This window comes from Clostridium saccharoperbutylacetonicum N1-4(HMT) (assembly GCF_000340885.1).
Lineage (GTDB): Bacteria > Bacillota > Clostridia > Clostridiales > Clostridiaceae > Clostridium > Clostridium saccharoperbutylacetonicum.
In genome coordinates, this window is record NC_020291.1 from 5,827,993 (window position 1) to 5,844,052 (window position 16,060).

General features: G+C 29.6%; 15 protein-coding genes. 3 read left to right on the top strand and 12 right to left on the bottom strand.

Annotated elements, in window-relative coordinates; translation table 11 throughout:
* Window positions 1-6 precede the first annotated feature (6 nt).
* From CSPA_RS25570 to CSPA_RS25580, 3 genes are all read right to left on the bottom strand, one after another.
* Window positions 7-213 carry a helix-turn-helix transcriptional regulator gene (locus CSPA_RS25570; RefSeq protein WP_015395311.1) on the bottom strand — a complete coding sequence of 69 codons (207 nt, stop codon included), beginning with the start codon at window positions 211-213 and terminating at the stop codon, window positions 7-9.
* A gap of 11 nt (window positions 214-224) precedes the next feature.
* A complete protein-coding gene (locus CSPA_RS25575) occupies window positions 225-545 on the bottom strand; it encodes a DUF6442 family protein (protein WP_015395312.1) in 321 nt (106 codons plus the stop codon).
* A 575-nt stretch (window positions 546-1,120) separates the two neighbouring features.
* On the bottom strand, window positions 1,121-1,546 hold the full coding sequence (locus CSPA_RS25580) for a MarR family winged helix-turn-helix transcriptional regulator (protein WP_015395313.1): 426 nt from the start codon (window positions 1,544-1,546) through the stop codon (window positions 1,121-1,123).
* 210 nt (window positions 1,547-1,756) lie between these two features.
* Between CSPA_RS25580 and CSPA_RS25585 the strand changes: the two genes are divergently transcribed.
* Window positions 1,757-2,221, top strand: a complete 465-nt coding sequence (locus tag CSPA_RS25585; protein ID WP_015395314.1) for a DUF2798 domain-containing protein — start codon at window positions 1,757-1,759, stop codon at window positions 2,219-2,221.
* A gap of 82 nt (window positions 2,222-2,303) precedes the next feature.
* Here the strand turns inward: CSPA_RS25585 and CSPA_RS25590 are convergent, their stop codons facing one another.
* A complete protein-coding gene (locus tag CSPA_RS25590) occupies window positions 2,304-3,341 on the bottom strand; it encodes a nucleoid-associated protein (RefSeq protein WP_015395315.1) in 1,038 nt (345 codons plus the stop codon).
* Between the two features lie 263 nt (window positions 3,342-3,604).
* On the opposite strand from CSPA_RS25590, the gene CSPA_RS25595 reads away from it, so the two are divergent.
* The gene (locus tag CSPA_RS25595; protein WP_015395316.1) at window positions 3,605-4,165 is read left to right on the top strand and encodes a class IV adenylate cyclase; all 561 of its coding nucleotides are present in this window, start codon (window positions 3,605-3,607) and stop codon (window positions 4,163-4,165) included.
* A gap of 53 nt (window positions 4,166-4,218) precedes the next feature.
* On the opposite strand, the gene CSPA_RS25600 is transcribed toward CSPA_RS25595, so the two are convergent.
* A complete protein-coding gene (locus CSPA_RS25600) occupies window positions 4,219-4,929 on the bottom strand; it encodes a GntR family transcriptional regulator (protein ID WP_015395317.1) in 711 nt (236 codons plus the stop codon).
* A 244-nt stretch (window positions 4,930-5,173) separates the two neighbouring features.
* Here CSPA_RS25600 and nagA point away from each other — a divergent pair, with 244 nt between their 5' ends.
* Entirely contained in the window at window positions 5,174-6,316 is a 1,143-nt protein-coding gene (gene nagA, locus CSPA_RS25605; RefSeq protein ID WP_015395318.1) for an N-acetylglucosamine-6-phosphate deacetylase, read from the top strand.
* A 246-nt stretch (window positions 6,317-6,562) separates the two neighbouring features.
* Here nagA and CSPA_RS25610 read toward each other — a convergent pair whose 3' ends face one another.
* The 7 genes from CSPA_RS25610 to CSPA_RS25640 all read right to left on the bottom strand — a co-directional run bounded on the left by CSPA_RS25610 (window position 6,563) and on the right by CSPA_RS25640 (window position 16,039).
* Window positions 6,563-7,783 carry an IS256 family transposase gene (locus CSPA_RS25610; protein WP_015391179.1) on the bottom strand — a complete coding sequence of 407 codons (1,221 nt, stop codon included), beginning with the start codon at window positions 7,781-7,783 and terminating at the stop codon, window positions 6,563-6,565.
* A gap of 121 nt (window positions 7,784-7,904) precedes the next feature.
* Entirely contained in the window at window positions 7,905-8,807 is a 903-nt protein-coding gene (locus CSPA_RS25615) for an ROK family protein (RefSeq protein WP_015395319.1), read from the bottom strand.
* 13 nt (window positions 8,808-8,820) lie between these two features.
* On the bottom strand, window positions 8,821-10,218 hold the full coding sequence (locus CSPA_RS25620) for a glycoside hydrolase family 1 protein (RefSeq protein WP_015395320.1): 1,398 nt from the start codon (window positions 10,216-10,218) through the stop codon (window positions 8,821-8,823).
* Window positions 10,219-10,443: 225 nt separating this feature from the next.
* On the bottom strand, window positions 10,444-11,322 hold the full coding sequence (locus CSPA_RS25625; RefSeq protein WP_015395321.1) for an ROK family protein: 879 nt from the start codon (window positions 11,320-11,322) through the stop codon (window positions 10,444-10,446).
* Window positions 11,323-11,393: 71 nt separating this feature from the next.
* Window positions 11,394-13,622: an alpha-galactosidase gene (locus CSPA_RS25630; protein WP_015395322.1), complete on the bottom strand. Its 2,229-nt coding sequence runs from the start codon at window positions 13,620-13,622 to the stop codon at window positions 11,394-11,396.
* A gap of 128 nt (window positions 13,623-13,750) precedes the next feature.
* The gene (locus CSPA_RS25635) at window positions 13,751-14,686 is read right to left on the bottom strand and encodes a type I phosphomannose isomerase catalytic subunit (RefSeq protein WP_015395323.1); all 936 of its coding nucleotides are present in this window, start codon (window positions 14,684-14,686) and stop codon (window positions 13,751-13,753) included.
* A 231-nt stretch (window positions 14,687-14,917) separates the two neighbouring features.
* Window positions 14,918-16,039 carry an SGNH/GDSL hydrolase family protein gene (locus CSPA_RS25640; protein WP_015395324.1) on the bottom strand — a complete coding sequence of 374 codons (1,122 nt, stop codon included), beginning with the start codon at window positions 16,037-16,039 and terminating at the stop codon, window positions 14,918-14,920.
* Window positions 16,040-16,060 lie beyond the last annotated feature (21 nt).

A 16,060-nucleotide genomic window follows, 5' to 3' on the forward strand; every position in this document is an offset into this window, starting at 1 on the left:
TTTTTATTAAAAATAAAATAATTCTTCAAATTTTTTATCTAAAGCTATGCAAAGTAATAATGCTAGCTTTGCACTTGGACAAAATTGCCCTGTTTCTATAGAACTTATTGTCTGCCTAGATACATTAACTAGTTCTGCCAAATCTCCTTGTGATAATTTTTTTTCGGCTCTAGCTACTTTCAATCTATTTTGTAAAATCAATTTTTCTTCCATAACTCTCCCCTTTATCTAGATGTCATTATAAAAAATTGAAGTAAAGAACACATAGATGCTACACTAAAAAGAATTCCTGATATCAATAGTTTCTTATGTTTCAAATAATAATATTTATAAAACGATTCAGTTGCTCCATATGCTGTGAATATTGCCCATATATCTCCTGTTGGCATATGTTTATAATTCTTAAATAGCACTAATATAACAACTATTGCACTAAAAACAAGCTTAGCATTCATTCCTGCTTTTCCTTCAATATATTGTTCCATTTCATCTTCTCGATCTATATTACTTTTTTTATTTCTTTCTAGTATTTCCTCTTTATTCACAATAAAACTCCTCCTTCTTGTCCTAATATCCTTATACTATACAAAATGCGTCTTTTTGTCAAGTATACTTGTCAAAACGCCAATTTAACTTGTATTTTTCCCCATGCTGTGAGCGATTGGTTAGGTATAAAATATTAATGTACCGTTTTAATCCTGAATAACGCAAATTAGACTATCCATATCTCAAAGAATTATTAAAACTCTATCCAATACAGATAATCTAATTTATTTAATTTATATATTTCAGAAATATGGAAATTTCAAAGTATATTTAATCTATAGATATCTAATTTAAAAATCAAACTTATATATGTATTATTAAGAGATTATAATCGTAACACTACACTAGAAATCAGATACATTTTCTGGAAGCAGGCATGTGAAATTGAGCTGATGATGATTATTAGTGGAAGGTTGTTTCATTTCTGCTTGTCATAAATTTACTTTAGGAACATGCAGAAATGGGTGCAACCTTCCACTTAGAACCTTCCAGCGAAAATTTCACTAGTCCTGTGGAAGATAAATGTATCTGATTGCGGTAATTGTTGCATAAGTATAATTCTTGCATTGTATATCTATATCCAATCTTTTCTTAACATCTCTTTTAAGAATTGCATGTTATCATTTCCTATATTTTTTACAATTTCTTCTTCTATTTCTTGTTTTAAAATTAGCATTTCCTTGCAGTAAGCTTCACCTTTTAAGGTTAATATCACTAATTTATCTCTATTGTTGCCTTCAACAGATTTCATTGTGATATACCCACCTTCTATTAATTTTTTTGAGCACTTATGAGCTGCTTGTCTTGATATGTTCATTTTTCTTGCAATCTCTGCTACTGTCGTTTCTTTTATGTTAATTGTTCCAAGCATATGTGATTCTGAATCCGATATATATTCTCCATGTTGTTTATCCCATAATTTCATAACTTCTTTACGAAGCTTTTTATGTTTTTCACTCACTAAGTCTATCAAATTTAAATCTTTCAAATAATTATCCATATAAAATTCCTCTAATTCCAATGAAATCTTGTTATTGACACTTGAAAAAGCAATAAAACCACATAGAAGTTTATCATTTTTTATCTGTGTATCTTATTATAACATAATAAGAATTCAACTTTCTATCGTCAACTTTGTTGACAATATATTTTTTCGAATGTTATAATTAATTGTAAACTTAGTTGACAATATTTTTCAAGGAGATGTATTATGGGAAAAAATAAAAAAGAAAATTTTATATTTACACTTATTTGTTGCGCTTTAATGGTTTTAGGAATGGATTTATATAACGGCATTTTATCAAATGGATTTAATAGCAATTTATTTATAGGAATATTAATACCATATGTGCCTATTTTTTGTATCGCATTAATTTTAGATTGGTTCTTAGTTGGTAAATTAGCAAAATCTATTGTAGCTAAAATAGTAAATGAGAATGATCCCCTTATAAAAAAAGTTTTACTAATATCATTCTTTATGGTATGCGGTATGTGTTTTTGTATGTCTTTAATTGTATCAATTCTTCATATGACTACACCTTCACAATTTCCTGCTCAATTTATTAAGACTTTAGGTATGAATTTTATTTGCGCTTTACCACTTCAATTACTCATTGTTGGGCCAATAGCTAGAGGTATTTTCTTTAAAATGTACCCTCCTATTGTCAATGCTTAAAAACCTTAATTTAAATTTTATATAATAAAACCTCTAGTAATAGATAATCAATATATTACTAGAGGTTTCTCATTTAAATTTCTTACTTTTCTATATAATTAATAACATTCTTTACTATCAAATTAATGGTACCATCACCATTCCTTTGTATTTCAAACTTGCTTGAATCATGATAAGTATCTTCATTAATATACAAATCTATCCGCTTATCTATGTTTAACCTAACTCGCTTCATCTTTTTTTCAACCCAAGTTTTATCGACTGCAACTTCTTCATTTAATCCTTGCTGCTTTATATAACTCGAAAAGTCTTCTTTTATTTGAGGATGTTCATTAAATATTTCTGCTGAAAACTCATCAATATTTATAGTATCTTCTTCTTTCAGCTTAGTTTTTATAGCAGTTCTAATTTCTTCAGCTCTTCCTGCATCTTCAGTAATATTTTTTCTAGTCCAGTTTTCTGCTGCCTTCACAAAAGTCCTTGTCATATCTCTTTCATTAGTAACAATACTTGCACCTAAAAAAGTATTTATAAAATAATTAGCTCCATATTCATCTTCTTTGCTGCTTTTTTGCTTATCTAAAATCATCAAATTATATCTGTCTTCTTCATTAATAGGTTTAATAAATGCAGCTTTTTGAATTTTTTGCCCACTCCCTGGAAGCCCTGCTGATTGTGGAACTATACCTATTCCAATTTTTTGATCTATAAACTGAATTTCATGAGTAAAGTTCTTAACATAATCCATCTTAAGTATACCTATCATAGGACCTTGATCTGTTGTTAAAGATACTATTATTAAGTCTCCTGATGGAATATTTACATTGGCCTTCATTATTATGAATAATTGCCTTGCTAATTCTTTAGATAAATTAATTAAATCATTATCCACTCCATTTAAATAGTCTTGAACTACTTCCTTAACTATATTTCTTTCTAAATTAAATTTTCCATATTTAAGCTCTTCATCTTTAAAGCATTTTTCTAAGTGTTTATATAAAAAAGCATATATGTCCTCACTTAATTCTAAACTGTATTCATTTAAAATAGGATCTTCTCCATTACTATCTAATATGTGAATAATTGCTTGATTTATATTAATTTCATTTATATATTCCATAGTTTCACCATCCAATAAAATTTATACAATAGATATTATAAACTTTTATCGATTAATTTACTACAATGTTTTACTAGTAAAGAGATTTGAACTATAATAGTATATGTTCTAATTATCAATGTTCTCAATTATCAGCTTATGATGAATATTTCATTTTCTTTCAGAATCTCTTAAATTGAGATGTATAATATTGATTAGGACTTATAGGTAGTTTTAAAACTATCCTAATACTACGTTATAATTTATACTAAGGAGATTATATTATGCAGGAATTAGAAACAAGAATTATTGACATTGATGTTGATAATATTAGAAAGATTTTAATATCAAATGGTGCACAAAAAGTTAAAATGGAAGATCAAGTTAATGATATATATGATTTTGAAGATGACAGACTTTTGAAAAATAAGGGATATGCCCGTATAAGAACTGTTAATGATATGCTTAATAATAAAATTGTATATTATATGACTACCAAAAAAATGATATCTCAGGAAAGATTTAAAATCATGGAAGAAAACGAAGTTATAATTGATAATAAAGAAATGGGAGAAGGAATATTTAAATCTCTTGGATTAGTTCTTAAAGAATCTAATAAAAAATATAGAGAAAGTTATAAATTTGATGAATGTTTAATTGAAATAGATATAAATGATAAGACTTTTTGTCCATTTCCTTATTTGGAGATAGAAACCAATTCTGAAGAAAACTTAGAAAAGGCAGTTAAATTGCTCGGTTATACACTAGAAGATACAACTTCACAAACCATTTATGATATTTTAGCCCAAAAAGGTATAGTTAATAGTACACCAAAAGGCATTTAGAATATATATGGTTCCCTCTAAAGGGACCATATATTTTTAATATATTTTCTATACTACTTAATACTTACTGTTCTAAACTCTATTTTATCACTTCTATGATGTGCTATCGAATATTCGAAAGGTTGCCCATTATCTAAAAATCCTACTTGTTCAACTTCTAATATTGGGAAATTGCTATCTATTTTTAATTCTTTTTGTTCTAATTCATCTGGTAAAATAGCCCTAATAATTCTATGTGCACTTTTTATTTTTAACTTCAAAGTATTTTCTATGTAACCATAAACTGAACTCATTAAAATATCATTTTTAATTCCTGGAATGAGTACAATAGGCATATATGTATATTCAATTACGAATGGTTCATCATTACTATATCTTGCTCTTATCAAGTAATATGCAAAATCATCAACCGTTATTTTTAATTTTGTAGCAATCTCTTCTGTTGGATGCACTACTTCAAATTTAATAATTTTTGAAGTTACCTTTTTATCATTATGACTTTCAGTAAAACCTTCAAACTGTTTTGCCATGCTTAGCTTTTGAACATCAGTATCATCAAGAGCTTTTACAAATGTTCCAGCTCCTCTTCTTTTTATTACCAACCCCTGTGTTACAAGCTCATCAACTGCTTTTTTAATAGTAATTCTACTAACTCCATACTGCTCACACATTTCTTTCTCTAAAGGCAATTGTTCATTAGTATTAAATTTACCATTTAATATTCCATTTCTTATATCTTCAGCAATTTCTTCATACTTTGCCATTATATCCCCTCAACTCCTCACAACATAACTTATTCACTTATTGATTATATCATTTATTTATAATATTATACAAATAATTCGAGTAAATCTTCAAATATAATCTTTTAAAAAATTCACTTACCTTCTTTTTTTCATATTTTTATGACAAGTTTCTAAACATTTTATTAATCCTACACTCTATTTATCAAAAAATGATATACTTGACTTAATCCACTTATTAAATTTCACTTAAAGGAGAATTAATATGCTAATAAAAAATTGTAATATTGTATATTTAGATAAAATTGAAAAAGGCACAATACATATTGAAGACGGAAAAATAAAAGAAATAAATCCAATTAACTGTAGTGATAAAAATATATATGACGCTAATGGATTATATATATCTCCAGGATTTATTGATGTTCATATACATGGTGCTGGTGGTTTTGACACCATGGATGGAAGTAGTGAAGCTATTAAAGGTATCGCTAAAACAATAGTTAAACATGGAACAACTGCTTTTCTTCCTACCACTATGACTGTTTCTGTTGACGATATAAGAAAATCTTTAAAAGTAATAAAAATGCTCAAAGAGAATAGTTCTGATATTCCTCATGTTTTAGGGGTTCATCTAGAAGGACCTTTTATAAACCCAAAAGCTATTGGAGCACAAAATCCTAAATACGTTTTATCACCTTCTATTTCTCTGTATAAAGATTTAATAGATAAATATGAGGATATTATTATTTCCATAACATTGGCTCCTGAAATTGCTGGAGCAACTGAACTAATTCAATACTTTTCTTCAAAAGATATTATCTGTTCAGCAGGTCATACTGCCGCAACTTATGATGAAGCAATATTAGGCATAAAACATGGTATTTCTCACGCAACTCATCTGTTTAATGCAATGACTACTTTAAATCATAGAAGCCCTGGAGTTGTTGGAGCGATATTTGATAGCAGCATTACAACTGAAGTTATTTGTGATGGAATTCATATTGCATATCCTGTCTTAAGAATTGCATTTAAGCAAAAAGGAACTGACAATGTTTTATTAATATCCGATGCCATGATGGCTTGCGGTATGAAAAATGGAGAATATTCTTTAGGTGGGCAAAAAGTAATTGTAAATAATGATGAAGCTCGTTTAGAAAACGGTGCTTTAGCAGGTTCTGTTCTTACAATTGATAAAGCTGTAAGAAACGTATATAAAAATTCAAACTTACCCTTATACGAAATAATAAAAATGGCTACATACAATGGTGCTAAGCATTGCAAAGTTGATAATCATAAAGGTTTAATCAAAGAAGGTTTTGATGCCGATTTAATATTATTTGATGAAGATATCAATATAAAGAAAGTCTTTATATTAGGAAAAGAAGCTTATTCTGCAATAAATTAATTCAAGTAGCCATATTTAAATGAGAAACCTTATACATATCTTGATTTACTTTTACAAATCAAAAATAAAATGTATATTTATAAAAAACTACAGGAGTCTGTCAAGATTTTTGTGTAAACTTCAAAAAATAACATGTTTATTTAATAAGGTTGGAGGTAGAATTATAACTTCCAACCTTTATTTTGTGATTATTGAATATTATTACATTAATTATTTAAAACATAGGTGATTTAATTGTTCTAAATTTTAAAACAAGACTTCGTCGAGACGACCTTCGAAGAAGATTGATAGTTGAGCTAAAATTTGAGCCCAGCTCTTAATTCCTTGTGTCCATTTTTTTGTGATATCAACAGTTGCAAGATAAAGTATTTTTAACAATGCTTCATCATTAGGGAAAATAGACTTACTCTTAGTAACTTTTCTAAGTTGGCGATTATAGCTTTCCATTGCATTTGTTGTATATATTATTTTTCTTATTTCAGGAGGATATTTAAAAAAAGTTGCAAGTTCATCCCAATTATTTCGCCAACTTTTTATTGCAATTAGATATTTATCTCCCCACTTTTCTTCTAATTTATCCAATTCGGCTAACGCTACGTCTTCTGAAGGTGCTTTATATACAAGTTTTAAATCGGCATTAAAAGCCTTCAAATCTTTATACGATAAGTACTTACTTGAGTTTCGTATTTGATGAATAATGCATCTTTGTATTTCAGTATTAGGGAACACTGCATGGATAGCTTCTTTGAAACCATTAAGACCATCAACGCAAGCTATTAAAATATCATTTACACCACGATTTTTCAGTTCATTTAAGACTAATAACCAGTATTTTGATGATTCAGCTGATCCAATCCAAATGCCCAGCACATCTTTTTTACCTTCAAGATTAACTCCGATAACAGCGTAAGCTGCCTTTGATACAATTGTATTATCTTTTCTTACTTTAAAGTGAATCGCATCCATAAAGATTATTGGATAAATTGATTCCAACGGTCTACTTTGCCATTCTTTAAGCATTGGGATAACCTTATCTGTTATATTTGAAATAAGAGTTGGTGAAGCATCCATTCCATAAATATCATTAATTTGAGTTGCTATATCTCTTGTAGTCATGCCTTTTGCATACATTCCAATAACAGCACTCTCTAAGTGTGATACATCTGTTTGATGCTTCTTTACTATAGCTGGCTCAAATGAGCCTTCCCGGTCTCTTGGAACATCTAAATCAAACAATCCCAGATTGGATTTCATAGTTTTTGAACTCTTACCATTTCGGCTATTTGATGTATTCTTATTTCCATAATCATGTTTAGCATATCCTAAGTGTTGTTCCATTTCCGCTTCTAGCGCCTGCTGAAGCAAACCTCCAAATAAATCTTTAAGTGTATTTTGTATATCTTCAGCAGTTTTGATGTCAGAGTTATTTAAAATTAATTTTACTAATTCATCTCTAGATAAAGACATAGTCTGTGCTCCCTTCATTTGATAATTTATTATATCATCTTCATGAAGTTTACACAGACTATTTTACACTCTCAACTACAGCTATTTTTTTATAAGCTGTAGTTTTTACTATGTTAATTAATTATTCCTGTCTTTGAAGGTAATTATATAATGCACCTAACTTATTTGCATCATTTCCAAATTCACATTTCTTTAAAAATGGCTTTATTGTTCCTTCTAAATCGCTATTCATGAGAATATCTAATCGTTTATTGATCTCATCAATATATTCTTCTCTTTCACTTATAGCTCCACCTAAAATTATAACTTCCGGATCAAAAGTATATTGAATATTATAAATTCCTACTGCCATAATAAAATAATATTTATTCACTTCTTTAATGGCAATTTCATCACCATTCTTACATAATTCAAATACTCCAATCCCATCTAAGCTTCCTTCTTCTAATCCTTTTAATCTTGCAACTCCTTTTGCTAATGCTATGGTAGACCCTGCTTGACTCCAGCTTGTAAACTTTGGTTCTCCCTCAAAATCACAAGTTATTGAACAATATCCAAATTCTCCACCATGTTTATGAGTTCCACCATGAATTTTCTTATCTTTAACAATCGCTCCACCTATTCCTGAACCACATACAACAAAAGCCAAGTCATTATTATTTTTACCAGCACCAAGCCAACATTCACCTAATGCTGCACAATTTGCGTCATTTTCAAGTTCAGTTTCTAAACCTGTAGTTCCTCTTAGGATTTCTTTAAAGTTTGGACCATGTATATATGGAATAGCACTTACCCCTCCAATTATTCCTGTTTCACTGTCTACTGCTCCTGGTGCACTTATAGCTATTCCTTTAACATAATGGACTTTCTTCATCTCATTTGTTATTTTAGATAACTCATTAAAAAATTCACTTTTATTTTCTGGAACATTAAATTTATTACTTTCAACAAATTCTCCATTTGTATTAATTACAGACCACTTAACAGAACTTCCACCAATATCAAAAACCATAAAATTTTTCATAATTATCTCTCCTCTAGAATCCATTGTTTTGAGCAACTTCTTTAATCCATCTTCCTGACTTTTTTATTGTTTTCTTTTGAGTTGCTAGATCAACAGCTATAAACCCATATCTATTTTTGTACGCATTAGACCATGACCAACAGTCAATTGGTGTCCACGTATGATATCCAAAACAGTTAGAGCCTTCACTTATGCCCTTGTGAAGATATTCTAAATGTTCTTTATAAAAATCTATCCTATAATCATCTTCTATTATTCCATATTCATTTATATATTTTTCTTCTCCTTCAACACCCATGCCATTTTCAGATATGTACCATGGAATATTATCATAATTATCTCTTAAATTAATTGCAATATCATACATACATTGTGGATATATTTCCCACCCCCTATATGGGTTCATTCTTCTTCCAGGCATTTCATAATTATCAAAATACTTATCTGGCATCCATCCTTTTGACTCATCAAACTCTGATTCTTTCGCCTTTACTCTTCTAGGCTGATAATAATTTACTCCAAGAAAATCAACAGTATTATTTTTAATTATTTCTAATTCTTTTTCTGTTGCCTGCCAAATCACTCCATCCTGCTCCAATATATCAAGAAGAATTTTAGGGAAATTCCCTTTAACAGCTGGTTCCAAAAATGAAGTATTGAAATAACTATCCGCAATATTAGACGCCATAGTATCTTCATCATTATTTGATCTTGGATATGCTGGTGTTAAATTTAAAACTATTCCGATTTGTCCACCTTCTTTATGGAATCCCATTTCTTTATACGCTTCAATAACTTTTGCTGATGCTAGATTTAAGTTAAACATTACTTGAACAGCTTTTCTTCCATCTACAATTTTAGGATAATGGAATTGATATAAATATTCTCCTTCAACTATTACCATAGGTTCATTAAATGTTGTCCAATGTTTGACTCTGTCCCCAAATAACTCAAAGCATTTTCTTGCGAATATCACAAACAAATCAACAACATGCTTTGACTCCCATCCACCATATTTATCATATAATTCAACTGGTAAATCAAAGTGATGCAGATTCATAACAGGAAGAAGATCATTTTCAATACATTCATCAATGACTTCATTATAAAATCTCACTCCATCTTCATCTACTTCACCAGTTTCAAAATCTTTTATAAGCCTTGTCCACTGAATTGAAGTTCTAAAACTATTTAACCCTATTTCTTTTATTAATTTTAAGTCTTCTTTATGACTATTATAGAAATTAGATGCTACATTAGGACCTACTCCATTAAAAAATGCTTCTGGTTCTATATCAAACCAATGATCAAATACACTATCATGTTTCTTATTAAATCTACCTTCACTTTGCGGACCTGAAGTTGCTGATCCCCACCAAAAATTTTCTGGAAACTTATATTTTATACTCATATCTTCTCCTCCTACTTTTTCTTGTTTAGCATTATTTTTTACAAGTTAACTAATTGTGCTAATTTTAATATTATTATTTTGAAAATCTATTAGACTTTTCTTCCAAAATTCTAAACTCTTAACTAATTTTTAGTTCCGTATTGCATAAATGATCCGTATTGCAGCATAGCTGCTCTCTTTATAAGTGCATAGCTACTCTTTTTATAGGTGTAACTCTTAACTGAACTAAAGCATTGCTGCCCCTATAAGTCCTGCATTATCTCCAATTTCAGCTATTCTTATGTCTACCATTGAAGGATCAGCTACTTTTGTTTTCGTACATTCAATTATCTTAGGTAATAAATAAGTGTTATATATTAATACTGCTCCGCCAATAACTACAGTTTCTGGATCTACTACGGATATTATATTAGCTATTCCAATTGAAATATTATCAATCCAATTTTCTATTACTTGTACAGCTTTTTTATCATTACTTTTATATAACTCAAACACTTCTTTTGTACTTAATTTTTTTCCGTATGCTTCTGATGCTATTCTAGCTATATTAATGCCACTGCATTGTCCTTCTAATCCTCCCTTATTTGCACCTGAATGACTATACCTATCCTCATTAATTATCATATTGTAAATTTCTGCAGTTTGGCTGTGTGCTCCATTTATAATTTTATTTTCAAGAATCAATGCACCACCTACTCCAGTTGAAACAGTTATATAAAATACTGATTCACAGTTCTTGGCACTACCAACCAAGCTTTCTGCAAGACCTGCTACATTTGCATCATTATTAACTTTAACTGGTAAGTTTAGTTTTTCACTTAAATAATTTTTTATATTAAAATTTCTCCATCCTTTTAGGTTAACAGGATTCAATAATTTACCCTCTTTCAAATCTAAAGGCCCTGGTACTCCTACTCCTACTTTTTCTATTTCATAATTACTCCATTGTCCCTTTATGTGATTAACTAATTTATCTAAGTTATAAGTAGGACCTTTTTCTACTTCATTTTCAACTTTGAATATTTCTACTATATCTCCATCCTTAGATATAACTGCTGCTCTTAAGTTTGTCCCACCAATATCGATTCCTATCAAATTAGACATGTTACTCCCCCTATAGTTTTTCAAAATTGTTTTTCTTATTTCTTGGTATAATTATAACTACAAGCGATTTTTTATTTACATTCATTTAATAAAAATAATTGTGACATAAAATCTTCACGTTTTCTTGACCAATATTCATTAGAATTATCTGTATAATCCTTCGATAATATTATTCCTAAATTCATAAGTTCATCACCGTAATAATTTCCTTCTCTGCCTTCTATTGAATATAACTTATTAGAATCTAACCCTTGTAACTTTATCCGATTATATTTTTCATTCGGTATGCATAAAGCTTGATAATAACCTACGATAGCTCGTGATTTATCCTCTGAAACAACCATCCATGACGTTTCATTTCTTTCAAAAGGATTTAGTATTCTGTAAAAATCACCTTTTTGAAATAGTGATTTATTCTTCTTAAAGAATTCAACTTGTTCCTTGACTATTTCTTTTTCTTCATCACTCAAGGTATTTAAATTGAGTTCATAACCAAAGGTTCCAAAGTATGCCACATTAGCTCTTGTATTAAGTGGAGTAAATCTTCCTACCTGGTGATTTGGCACTGCTGATACATGGCTTCCTATTGCACTTAATGGATAAATCATTGAAGTACCATATTGTATCTTTAATCTCTCTATAGCATCTGTATCATCGCTTGCCCAAGTTTGTGGTGCATAATAGAGCATTCCAGGATCAAATCTAGCTCCACCACCTGCACAGGATTCAATTAATATATTTGGATATTTAGCAATTATCTTTTCAGCTAACTTATATACTCCAAGAATATATCTATGGAATACTTCACCTTGTCTATCTGCTCCTAGTGCTAATGAATAAGGCTCTGTTATATACCTATTCATATCCCACTTAATATAAGAAATTTTAGAATTTCCTATTATGTCGTCCATTAAATTAAATACATATTCAATAACTTCATCCCTTGAAAAATCTAGGATAAGTTGATTTCTTCCATGAGACATATTTCTATTAGGTGTTTGAATAGCCCATTCTGGATGTTCTTTGAATAATTTAGTATCCTTACATACCATTTCTGGTTCAAACCACAATCCAAATTTCAGACCTATTTCTTCTACTTTTTTAGATAAGCCCGCTATACCGTTTGGCAGTTTTTCTTTATTTACAAACCAATCTCCAAGAGAACTTGTATCATCATTTCTTCGTCCAAACCACCCATCATCTAATACAAATAGTTCTATGCCTAAGTCTTTTGCAGTTCTTACAATTGAAAGAATCTTTTCCTCATCAAAATCGAAATATGTTGCTTCCCAATTATTCACAAGAACTGGACGTTCTTTATCCCTCCAGATTCCTCTTGCAAGTCTCGTTCTATACAGTTTATGATATGTTTGGCTCATTGCATTTAATCCATTGTCAGTATATACCATTACGCATTCTGGTGTTTGAAATTCTTCCTTTGAATCTAATTTCCATTTGAACTCATAAGGATTTATTCCCATCATAACTCTTGAAACTCCATAAGAATCAACTTCAATCTGCCCTAAAAAGTTTCCACTATATACTAAACTAAAACCATAAACTTCTCCTTTTTCTTCAGTTGTATCTGGACGCTTTAAAAGCATAAACGGATTATGAATATGACTACTTGCTCCTCGCAAACTATGAATTCCTTGGATTCCCTCCGTTAATTTTCTACTTTTTAAATGACACTCCCTTGCCCATGCACCTGATGTATGTATAAATTCAAAATTTGAATCAGGCAAATCAATGCTCATACTCATAGCATTATCAATATAAAACTCATTTAATCCTTCATTTGTTATTTTTGTATTTCTACATATGGCATCAATATCTTTGTAAATAGTATAGCTTAGAATAAGTTTACTATTTAACAACTCATCAAATAATATGATTTCTAATGTTTCTGCTTCTGAATTATTCTCAACATAAGTTGCTGGTAATCCCTTCAATTTATTTTTTCCACCATAGATCTTATGTTCCAAATACCTATAATTACTTATTCTACTTCCGTTCTTGCTTATTATCGTATGAGCTGGATATCTGTAATCTGTTGTTCCATAGCATGGATAATCCTGCTTTATATGTTCTAGCGATGTTGTGTGACTGCCTTCAAACATATTACATGAAGGTCTGAGTTCCCGTTCCATAATATGTTTAAAAGATTCTCTGTGCGTTAATCTTTTTCCATAATAAACATTTTCAACTTGTTCTATACCAGCAATTATTCTTACAATATAGCTTATATTATCATTATAAAGATGAAATTCTCTTGTACTCTTATTAAATTTAATTCCCATTTTAATTAAGTTCCTTCTTAAATTAATATTTATATAATAATAAAATCTAATATTCTTAAAAATATTTAAGACCTATTTCTATATATTTCCTTAAACTAATAAATAAACGCAGTTCAGATTTAATTTTTTTATACCACTGGATAACTCTTAAGTATTGTAAGATGTCCAATTATTTCATACTTGCCCAAAGTTGCAGGGATCAAATAACTATCACCTATTTTTATCTTCTCTAGATAACCATCTCCTTTTATAGTTCCTTCTCCATCAACACAGGTTAAAATATCAAATTTTTCTTTATCACTTTCGTCTTTTAATGTTTCATGTATAATGAATTTTTCCATTCCAAAATATTCATTTCTACACAACAAACTTCTTTTGAACCCATCAAATGAAACTTCCTCACCTTCAAGATTTTCACATTTAAGATCAAAATTTATAACTTCTAATGCCTTTTTCACATGTATTTCTCTTGGTCTTCCATAATCATAAACCCTGTAAGTAACATCACTATTTTGTTGAATTTCTGCTATAATAACTCCTTCACATATTGCATGGATAAGCCCACTATTTATTAAAAAGCAGTCACCTTTTTTTACTTCTATTTTGTTTAAATAATTTTCTACTTTTCCTGACTTTATTGCTATCTCAAACTCTTTCTTGGTACAATTTTTAGTTCCAACTATTAAAGCTGCATTAGGTTTGGCATCTACAACATACCAAGCCTCAGTCTTTCCATAATCGCCTTCATATTTAGCTGCATATTCATCTCCCGGATGAACTTGAACTGAAAGCTTTTCTTTTGAATTAATAAGTTTAACTAGCAGAGGTAGCTTCTCTGTAGAAACTTTACTACCAACTAGAGCATGTTCATATTTATTTATTAACTCATCAAATCTTGTTCCTTTTTCTTCTCCATTTTCTACAATTCCTATTCCATTTGGATGGCAAGCTATATCCCAGCTTTCTCCAATACTACCACTTGGAAGATTATCTCTAAATTTTTCTAAATCTCTTCCTCCCCAAATTTTTTCATAATATAAATTTTCAAATTTTATTGGATACATTTTTCCCCTCCATATAGTTTCCATATTTCTTCAATTAGAATTTAACTAAACTTCATAATTAACAACGTTTTCAACTAGTCAATTGTAATATAAAAATCACACTTTTAAACAGTTGACTTTTTTAGCTTAACGTTTAATTAAACAATTATATTATACAGCTAATTAGTAAACATATCAATATAATTTCTATTAGCCGTTTTAATAATAAATTAAGTTTGATATTCTTTGCTTTTACAAAATTTCTTTTAAATATCCAATTAACTCTATTGCTGCTTTTTCATGCGATAACTTCCCAGGATGCTTTCTTGAACCTACAGTTTCTTCGTTAGTATTTGGCAGTTGGAATACCGAAACCTTTTTTTCTCCTGTATTTTTAACATAAATATCTACTGCACGATAAATTGCTGGGAGCATCTCCCCACCAAGCATTCCATTTACCCACACTATATTTGCACTCTTATTAAATTTCCTAAGCTTAACAAGAAAATCATACACAGCCTTTTCAAATGTTTTTAAATCTTCTTCATTAAATGTACCATCTTCATTTAATCTTTGCTTATAAGTTTCACCAGTCACCTCATCTATCCATTCAGGAGAATTAAAAGCTCCTCTATCATTTGTTCCAAGATTCACCACCACAACATCTGGTTGCCAAGAATCAAAGTCATTAGCTTTAAAAGCTCCTAAAGTTTCATTTTTCTCTCCAGTGAGAATACCACAAACTTTTTCATAGTACTGTGGGATATTAAAATGTGGATTATTATCCCAACTAGTAAGCACTCCCCATCCACTTTCTGAAATGACTCTATAATCAGCATTCAAAGCCTTTGCTACTATTGTACTATAATTATCTATTGCACTAAACCACATAGAAATCCAATCATCTTCTTGCTTAGCTCCTATCACTCCTTCTCCTGACGTTATACTATCACCTATAAATTCAATTTTATATTTCTTTTCTTCTATTGGTAAAAATTCTCCATCAAATTTTACAGCATGTATTTGCATAAAACTTGCTGGATCTCCATTCATAGCTTGAACATCTCTTACTATGCAAACATTCTTCACTTCATTTTCATTCATGCCTCTAAATACACATATCCAATACCTTCCTGCAGTAAGCATCTGTCTGCTTACCGGAGACGAGTTAATAACTACACTTATCCAAGGTTCATACATATCGTAATCTACTTCTACTTCAATCCAAAGTTCAGAGCCTTTTGCATTTAACTCAATACCACTACCTGTCCAAAATACTGTTAATGGAGAAAGACATCCTGTTGTTCTGCCATGAACTTTTAAATTTTCAATATCTAATAATGTATGCACTTTTAAATTTCTATTTTCTTTCATCTTATTTTTCCTCCTAAAATA